This is a genomic window from Wolbachia endosymbiont of Drosophila bocki (assembly GCF_028982005.1).
GTDB lineage: Bacteria > Pseudomonadota > Alphaproteobacteria > Rickettsiales > Anaplasmataceae > Wolbachia > Wolbachia pipientis.
In genome coordinates, this window is record NZ_JAPQLG010000121.1 from 1 (window position 1) to 8339 (window position 8339).

9 protein-coding genes are annotated in these 8339 nt (G+C 35.0%); 4 read left to right on the forward strand and 5 right to left on the reverse strand.

The window, feature by feature from the left end; all coding sequences use genetic code 11:
• The first annotated feature begins 70 nt into the window (after positions 1-70).
• Positions 71-580, forward strand: a complete 510-nt coding sequence (locus OZD61_RS02600; RefSeq protein ID WP_264705328.1) for a DNA-3-methyladenine glycosylase — start codon at positions 71-73, stop codon at positions 578-580.
• Positions 581-599: 19 nt separating this feature from the next.
• On the opposite strand, the gene purF is transcribed toward OZD61_RS02600, so the two are convergent.
• Genes purF through OZD61_RS02615 form a run of 3 tightly spaced genes read right to left on the reverse strand, consistent with a single transcriptional unit; the run spans position 600 to position 4634 of the window.
• Positions 600-1985, reverse strand: a complete 1386-nt coding sequence (gene purF / locus OZD61_RS02605) for an amidophosphoribosyltransferase (protein ID WP_274979744.1) — start codon at positions 1983-1985, stop codon at positions 600-602.
• Positions 1986-2010: 25 nt separating this feature from the next.
• The gene (gene rodA / locus OZD61_RS02610; protein ID WP_274979745.1) at positions 2011-3114 is read right to left on the reverse strand and encodes a rod shape-determining protein RodA; all 1104 of its coding nucleotides are present in this window, start codon (positions 3112-3114) and stop codon (positions 2011-2013) included.
• A gap of 53 nt (positions 3115-3167) precedes the next feature.
• A complete protein-coding gene (locus OZD61_RS02615; protein ID WP_274979746.1) occupies positions 3168-4634 on the reverse strand; it encodes a proton-conducting transporter transmembrane domain-containing protein in 1467 nt (488 codons plus the stop codon).
• Between the two features lie 64 nt (positions 4635-4698).
• Between OZD61_RS02615 and OZD61_RS02620 the strand changes: the two genes are divergently transcribed.
• From OZD61_RS02620 to virB9, 3 genes are all read left to right on the forward strand, one after another.
• Positions 4699-5013, forward strand: a complete 315-nt coding sequence (locus tag OZD61_RS02620) for an NADH-ubiquinone oxidoreductase subunit NDUFA12 family protein (RefSeq protein ID WP_007548590.1) — start codon at positions 4699-4701, stop codon at positions 5011-5013.
• Between the two features lie 2 nt (positions 5014-5015).
• A complete protein-coding gene (gene mlaD, locus OZD61_RS02625; protein ID WP_274979747.1) occupies positions 5016-5471 on the forward strand; it encodes an outer membrane lipid asymmetry maintenance protein MlaD in 456 nt (151 codons plus the stop codon).
• A gap of 185 nt (positions 5472-5656) precedes the next feature.
• Positions 5657-6439: a P-type conjugative transfer protein VirB9 gene (virB9, locus tag OZD61_RS02630; RefSeq protein WP_182321139.1), complete on the forward strand. Its 783-nt coding sequence runs from the start codon at positions 5657-5659 to the stop codon at positions 6437-6439.
• A gap of 11 nt (positions 6440-6450) precedes the next feature.
• Here the strand turns inward: virB9 and OZD61_RS02635 are convergent, their stop codons facing one another.
• Together OZD61_RS02635 and mraY are read right to left on the reverse strand one after the other, a co-directional pair.
• The gene (locus OZD61_RS02635; protein ID WP_010082329.1) at positions 6451-7047 is read right to left on the reverse strand and encodes a ribonuclease HII; all 597 of its coding nucleotides are present in this window, start codon (positions 7045-7047) and stop codon (positions 6451-6453) included.
• Positions 7048-7053: 6 nt separating this feature from the next.
• Complete coding sequence (gene mraY / locus OZD61_RS02640) at positions 7054-8034, reverse strand: phospho-N-acetylmuramoyl-pentapeptide-transferase (protein ID WP_038250829.1); 981 nt, start codon at positions 8032-8034, stop codon at positions 7054-7056.
• Between the last annotated feature and the right edge of the window lie 305 nt (positions 8035-8339).

An 8339-nucleotide genomic window follows, 5' to 3' on the forward strand; every position in this document is an offset into this window, starting at 1 on the left:
ATAGATATACCTCTTTCTTAACTATGCTTATTTTACCTCATATTTTCGAGATCCTTAACAGGTTCTTATAATGAGCAACATAATACTACCAAGAAATTTCTATGAGCGGTCAACTTTAATTGTAGCTGGAGAGTTATTGGGAAAAGTCCTCAAATTTTCTAACTTTAGTGGAATAATAACCGAAGTTGAAGCCTATATAGGAATGAATGACCCAGCTTGTCATGCGGCAAGAGGCTATACTAATCGAACCTCAGTAATGTTTGGTGTGCCGGGGTTTTCGTACGTATATTTTATATATGGAATGTACTACTGTTTAAACATTGTAACAGAAGCAGAAGGGTTCCCAGCAGCAGTGTTAATACGGGGATTAAAGCTTATTGAACCACTTGAAGCAAATTTAGGTGGACCAGGAATATTGTGCAAAAGATTAAATATTACAAAAGAACATAACAAACAGGACCTTACTATAAGCCACGAATTTTGTGTTTATGAATCCCACCTCAAACCAGATTATATTTGCACTCCGAGAATCGGAATTAGTAAAGGCCAAGAGAAATTTTGGCGGTTTAAGATTTTCTAAACTTAAGACCTTGCGTAGACTATTTGCCAATCGGATAATCACCAGTGAAACAAGCATCACAATATTGTGGTATAGCATTGTTACGCACCTCTCCTTTAACAGCCTGATATAGTCCATCAATACTCAAGAAGGCTAGGCTATCTACTCCTATAATTTCCTTAATTTCCTTTACAGATTTATTTGCAGCAATTAAATCTTTGCACTCTGGCGTATCTATTCCATAAAAACAAGAATGCTTAATTGGTGGGCTTGAAATTTTGAGGTGAATCTCTTTTACTCCTGCATCCTTTAGCATAACTATTATATTTGTTAACGTACTACCACGCACTATACTATCATCTATTAAAATTATGTTTTTACCTTTCAAAGTGTGCTTATTAGCATTGAATTTTAATTTTATTCTAACTTTACGTACTTCAGCGGTTGGTTGTATAAAAGTTCTTCCTATGTAATGATTACGAATTATTCCCAGTTCCATAGGTAATCCTGAATGCTTTGCATATCCAATAGCTGCAGGTATTCCAGAATCAGGTATTGGTACAACCATATCTACATTGTTTTTTGGTGGGCTCTCTTCTGCAAGTATTCTTCCTATTTCTTTTCTTGTATCGTATATAGACCTATTCTCCATTATGCTGTCTGGTCTTGAAAAATAAACGTATTCAAAAATACAAAAACTTGATTTTTGCTGTGGGAAAGGAAACATTGAGGCTAGCTTACTACCCGAACTGATGGTAACTAATTCGCCTGGTTCTATTTCTCTAACAAACTCTGCATTTATTATATCAAGAGCACAAGTTTCAGATGCAAGAACGTAAGAACCGTTTAACTTTCCTAAAACAAGAGGCCTGATTCCAGATGAATCACGTACTCCAATAACTACTTCTTGATTGATTGCAACAAAAGAATAAGCACCTTGTATTTGCTTTAATGCATATATAAAACTCTCTAAAAAGCTATCTTTTTCACCGCTTGCTGTCAGATGCACTACTACTTCTGTATCAATATCTGACTGAAAAACGCACTCTTGTTTAATCAATTGTTCGCGTATCGGAGAAATATTAATTAAATTACCATTATGTGCTATGGCGAAATCCCCAAATTTGCCACTTTTGCTAAACATGGGCTGCACTCCAAATTTATTACCACTTGTTGAGTATCGAACATGACCTATTGCACAACCTCCAGGTAAGGATTTCTTTATTTCATCTATATCATCAAATACGCTGCTCACTTGACCTTGAAAGTGATAAGAGTGCAGCTTATTGTTGTTACTGGTTACTACGCCAAAAGACTCTTGACCTCTATGCTGCAAAGCGTGGAGAGCGAGTATAGAGTTAAAAGCAGCACTTTGGTTGCAACTTATGCCAAATACCCCACATTCCTCACGCATTTCATCTAGCATAAAAACTATTAAGTAAAATTTAATTTTACTTTAGCATAGGTAAAATACAAGCATTTTGTTGTTCATCTGCTTTTATTGCCAGCAATAATCCTATGCATATTAAGCTTGCAGCAGTTGTACTTCCTCCATAGGACAGAAATGGCAATGGGTCGCCTATCACAGGTAAGAGGCCCATTGTCATTCCGATGTTTATAAAGAAATGAGCACTAAAAAAGGCGAAAATGCCGATAGATACCGACTTAGAAAAATAATTTTTCGACCCATAAACGATAGAGAAAATTATGCCAAGTAATGAGGTATAAAGCAAAATTAAAGCCATGCTACCTAAAAATCCCCATTCCTCACTCAGCACTGCAAAAGCAAAATCTGTACGTTTCTCCGGCAAAAATCCAAGTTGAGTTTGACTTCCGTTAACAAAGCCCTTACCAAGCAAACCTCCTGAACCAATAGCTATCTGAGATTGCTGCGCATTATAACCTATTCCAAGTGGATCCACTGATGAATCCAAAAACGACAATATCCTTTGCTTGTGATAAGGACGTAAAAAAGGCCAAATAGCCGGTACTGCAAAAATGCCAAGCGTTCCACATATTACCGAATGAGATCTTTTTATTATTGCTGTGAATATAATTGATATCCCTATAAATAACATTATCACAGCTGTGCCTAAATTAGGTTGCTTTAACACCAAGAACACGGGTAAGAAAATAATTATAAGTGCCTTAAGCAATCTTTTAAATTCCATCATTTTATATACACTCTGCTTATCAAAATAGCGAGCAAGCGCAAGTATTAAGCCTACTTTTGAAAATTCTGATGGTTGCAAACTAATTGATCCAATTCTTATCCACCTTGTTGCACCCATTATGTGTGAGCCAAAAAAATTCACTACTAATAGCGAAATCACTGCTGCTACATAAAAAAAGTAGGCGTGCTTCAAATAAAAATTTAGCTCTATGAATGACATAGCTATAGCAAGTAGGAAAAAGAAGGAGAATATGACCAGTTGGTGAATCGCAAATGGCACCCACTTTCCTCCAGCAGAAGAGTATTGAACAACAATGCCAACGCAAAACAGCGCTATCACGTTAATGACTAACAACCAATGAATCTTCTTCAGTCTACCCACAACAAAGACCTTATAACCTTAAAGTATAGTAAAATATGAAACAAAGATAAAAATCAAAAAACCAACTTCTCAACTACTAACCGAATTGGAGTGCTATATATTCCAGTTACTACTGTTAAAACTGCCATAAACAATAGACAGAAAAGCATAGGAAATGGCACATCATTAATTTTGTCCGGTGTCATTCCAGTGCGTGACGTTGCATCATTTTCAAAATACATTTTCTCTACCATCTTCCACATATATATCAATGCAAGGAAAGAGCCAGCAGCAAATGTTACAAGGGAAATCCACGCATGAGATTCGATAATTGCTTTCATTATATACCACTTGCTTACAAAGCCATTTGTTAAAGGCACACCGATTAATGCTAAACTGAGTAGAGTGAATGCAAGTGCTGTATAAGGCATTGATTTCTTGAGTCCCGATAAATTCTCTATTTTTGTTGTATCAAATTTGTAAGAAATACATCCTGCAGCCATGAATAAAGATGTTTTTATTATGCTGTGGTTTACTATGTGAAGAATTGCTGCAAATACACCTGTTTTTGAGTTAAAACTCAGTGCTAAAATTATATAACCAATTTGGCTGACACTAGAATTAGCAAGCAGCCTTCTTATATCTTTTGCAGTTATTGCAGATATTGACCCAAATATAACAGCGCAAAGTGCGAGGATAATTATCACATTGTCCAACAGCGGCTTAAACAAGAAAAAATTTTGTTGGAAAATGGTATAAAAGATTCTGATGAAAACATATATCATCACTTTAGTTACTGTGCCTGAAAAGAATATGCTGATGAAACTTGGCGCTTCACTATATGCATTAACCAGCCACCTGCTTAATGGAAACAGTGCCATTTTAATTGAGAGACCAACAAAAATGAACAATGTGCCAAGTTTTATGATGTTGTTATCGTATAATGGAACTATTCTTTCAGCCATGTCAGACATATTGAGTGTTCCAGTCATTGAATACAAGAGCCCGATGCCAAACAAGTAAAACGTTGCCCCTATAGTGCCACTAATTAGATATTCAAATGCCGCAACCAAGGCTTTTTTATCCCTTCCCATTGAAACTAATACATAAGAAGAAAGAGATGAAATTTCCAAGAAAACGTAAAGGTTAAATATGTCGTTTGTTACTAGAATCCCGAACAGTCCGCTTAAGCACAGTAGAAATAGAGAGTAAAAACCAGTGATTTTGTTTTTGCTCATCTCTTTTTCGTTAATATAAAAGCTATAAAGCACACTAATCAGCGCTATAAAATTCACTAGGGTTAGAATTAAGGAATTTAACACGTCGATTCTTAACTCTATTCCATACGGAGGAGCCCAATTTCCAAGGTGATAAGTTATAATTTCACCTTTATATGTTTTAATGAGTAGTATTGATGAAATGATAAGAGTGATTGTTGCTGCAATAAAAGAAATAAACCAAGATACCTTGTGTTTCTTGGCAAGAAAGCAAAACATTGATGCAATTATTGGGATAATAACTTGTAAGATTGGTAATTGCATTAAATTGTTGTTAATATATCGTTAAAGTATTAGTATATATAATACTTTTTGTTTTAATACCCTTATGTTATCTAAAATTTGTAATGCAATAAAACGCCTATTACGAAGAGAAGATAAATTTGTAGGAAGAGATGAAAATGGAAATTCTTACTATGAATCAAGTAAAGGAAAAAGGTGGGTTATGTATAGCAGTGTTTCTGAGCCTACAACAGTGCCTCCGGAATGGCATATATGGCTTCACTATACTGATAATGTAGTACCAGTTAATAATAAAAAAAGAAAAGTAAAACATACTCCTAATTTAACGGGTACAAAAGATGCATACTATCCAAACCAAAAAGTGAAAAATTACTATAAAAGCTGGAGTCCTGATAACTAAAGATGCGAAGGTCAAATATACTTGAAATAACCGCTGGATTATTTGTATTAATTTTTACTATTTTTCTGATTTTCTTTGCTATTGATAAGCTATCTTACATAAAGAAAAACTATAAGGATTGCTATAAAATATATGGTCTTTTTGCTAACGCTAACGGTATAGGAGTTGGTGATAGTGTCAAGATCTCTGGTGTAGATGTTGGAAGCATAACTGGTGTATCACTTGACAAAGCTACCTACGTAGCACGAATCGATATGTGTATAAGCAAAGACATAAAATTGCCAATTGATAGTTCAGCTCTGATCACTAGCAGTGGAGTTGTTGGCAGTAAATTTGTTAATATATCACCTGGATCAGATATTAAACTAATCTTGCATGGTGGTAAAATAGAGTATACTCAAGCTGAAGCAAATATGGGTGGAATAGTGGACAGAATTCTTGGTATGTTTACAAAGTGAAAATGGCAGGATTCCAAGTATATCCGTCCAGGTAAAGCCTCCTGTAGTTCTAAAGTATTTAGGGAGTTTGCCTTATTTCTTGCCTTTTCTACCGCTTGCTTTGGGGTTTATAGTATAGAAAGTGCCTTAACAGTTGCAGTGCATGTCTATTAATGATAAAATGAAAATTAATTCATTTTGATATTATGACTGGTTTACTGTTTGCCGTACTATTGTTCCTCTGTGGTAGCGATGCACTTGCAAAACAGGAGCCACGTTCAATAGCTGGAGATAATCACATAAAGGTGATAAATTATAACCCACAAGCTATACATAAGTATACGGGTTTTTATGGTTATCAGTCCAGTATATTGTTTGAACCAGGGGAGGTAATACAAAACCTTTCAATGGGTGATTCAACTGGTTGGCAACTCCTTCCTCAAGGTAATAGATTGTTTATTAAGCCTATAGATGATATTGCCGATACTAATGCAACTATAATTACCAATAAAAGAGTTTATTACTTTGAACTTCATGCTGAAGAAGCAACTGGACTAGATGATCCAAAATTAGCATATGAAGTAAGGTTTCTTTATCCACTATTTAGCAGTGATGAGATTTACACAACAAATAACGGTGATATCTTCGAACAAGCTAGTCATACCATTATTCCTGATATAAACGATATTGAAGTTGTAAAGAAAGGCTTAAATTTTAATTATTCCATCTCGCACGTTAAAGGCAGTCAGTCAATAATACCAATCAAGGTTTTTGATGATGGAAAATTTACATATCTACAATTCAATAAAATAAACTCTGATTTCCCGGCAGTTTTTATGGTTGATTCTGCAGGGTATGAGTCTTTAGTAAACTTCCGTACAGTTGACGACTACCTGATAATCGAAAGGGTGAGTTCAGTGTTTACCTTAAGGAATGGATCGAGTACAGTTTGCCTATTTAATGAAAACATACCTTTCAAAAAAGGGTGAGTGATTAAAGGCTATAATGCCCGAGATATGGGTGCAAAATTTTTTCTATGATGTTCTGTAATTCCATAAAGGCCAATAGCGTTAAGGTGCTCTTTTGTTCCATATCCTTTATTTTTATACCAATTATATTCAGGATGCTTATTGTGCAATTCTTGCATAAGCCGATCTCTCGTAACTTTTGCAACGATTGAAGCTGCTGCAATTGATGTACTCAAATTATCACCATTTACTATGGATTTCACTTGCCATTTCACTTCAGGTGGTTGATTACCATCAACTAGCACATAATCTAATTCTAGGTCCAAGTCTATCAACGCACGTTTCATTGAAAGTTTTGTTGCTTGCAAGATATTGTATGAATTTATTTCTTCTACGCTTGCCATTCCTATACCAAATTTTGCAACGGATGTTATTTTTTCATATAGGACTTGCCTACATTGAGGAGTCAACTTTTTCGAGTCGTTGATTCCATCGATAATTGTATTTCTATCAATAAACACTACGGCTGCGGATATTACTGGACCAGCTAGCGGACCTCTTCCAACTTCATCCACTCCTGCTATCACTCCTGATAATTTATTTTCTAATGTAAAGTCTGGGTATTTCATAGGTTTTTATAATAAGAAAGTTATAGTAAAAACTGAACAGATAATAGAAATTATCCAAAATTTCATAACGATTGCATTTTCTGACCATCCCTTCTTCTCAAAGTGATGATGTATTGGTGCCATAAGAAAAACTCTTTTTCCTTCTCCATATTTAAACTTTGTATATTTAAAATATGATATCTGAATAATCACAGATAGAGTCTCTATTACAAAGATTATTCCAATAACGGCAAAAAGCATTTCTCTTTTAATTAGGACACTAGTTAACCCTAAAGCTGCGCCTATCGATAAGCTACCAACATCACCCATAAATATTTTTGCTGGATGTATGTTAAACCACAAGAAACTTAGAATAGCTCCTATAAATGCAATGCAGAATAAAGTAATATTCATATCTGCTTGAGTTATGTATGCAATTAGCCCCAAAAAAGCAAAGGAAGTGATGACTTGAGTTGCAGCAAGGCCATCCAAACCATCTGTGAGATTCACAGCATTAGAAGAGCCGACAATTACAAATGTAGCGAATGGGACATATAGATAGCCAAAATCGATTATTACTCCTTTAAATAGGAACATTTTTGTAAAACCTTCAGCAGAGTTTAGCTTAAGTATAGACATACTAACCAGAGCTACAATAAACTGAATAAGTATTTTGGCTTTTGCACTTAAACCTCGATGGTGATTTGCCTTTAACTTTAAATAGTCATCAATAAATCCAAGTAGAGCAAAAAATAGAGTTATCAATATCAGCAGCAAAATTTCTGGTGTTAACTGAGCCCAGAGTAAAATTGGTAATAAAGAAGAAATCAGTATTATTATTCCGCCCATAGGTGGTACATTCTTTTTTGTTATTAAATGACTTTCTGGTCCACATGATCTAATTGGCTGCCCATCTTTACTTATTTTTTTTAGAAGCTTTATAAAATAGGGAAAAAGAATAAATCCAAAAACAAATGAGGTAAAAAATACTTTTGTAGCTAAGATCATCTGCTTATTTAATTGACTAAGTGTCATACCACCTATAGCTAATAAAGTCAACTTCTGTCATCCTATAGCCTGACCCACAACTGTACGAACATTGTGATTTGGGCCCATCAGTAGGGTGTCATCCCAGTCTGGAATCCACAACTGTACGAACGTTGTAGTTTGGAACACCAGTGGGGTGTCATCCCAGCGCCCAGACACTGGTTCTATGCAACTTAATTAAAAACGTTTGTTTTAGTGTAAGAACCTGTTTAAAATCTTCGTAATAGGAGAGAAATGAAGGAAAGGACAATCATTTGCAAGCTGGT

Bases quoted from the DNA above. Each gene is read 5' to 3' on its own strand.
- OZD61_RS02600 (WP_264705328.1), top strand. From the start codon at position 71: ATGAGCAACATAATACTACCAAGAAATTTCTATGAGCGGTCAACTTTA.
- purF (WP_274979744.1), bottom strand. From the start codon at position 1,985: ATGCTAGATGAAATGCGTGAGGAATGTGGGGTATTTGGCATAAGTTGC.
- OZD61_RS02615 (WP_274979746.1), bottom strand. From the start codon at position 4,634: ATGCAATTACCAATCTTACAAGTTATTATCCCAATAATTGCATCAATG.
- OZD61_RS02620 (WP_007548590.1), top strand. From the start codon at position 4,699: ATGTTATCTAAAATTTGTAATGCAATAAAACGCCTATTACGAAGAGAA.
- mlaD (WP_274979747.1), top strand. From the start codon at position 5,016: ATGCGAAGGTCAAATATACTTGAAATAACCGCTGGATTATTTGTATTA.
- virB9 (WP_182321139.1), top strand. From the start codon at position 5,657: ATGACTGGTTTACTGTTTGCCGTACTATTGTTCCTCTGTGGTAGCGAT.
- OZD61_RS02635 (WP_010082329.1), bottom strand. From the start codon at position 7,047: ATGAAATACCCAGACTTTACATTAGAAAATAAATTATCAGGAGTGATA.
- mraY (WP_038250829.1), bottom strand. From the start codon at position 8,034: ATGATCTTAGCTACAAAAGTATTTTTTACCTCATTTGTTTTTGGATTT.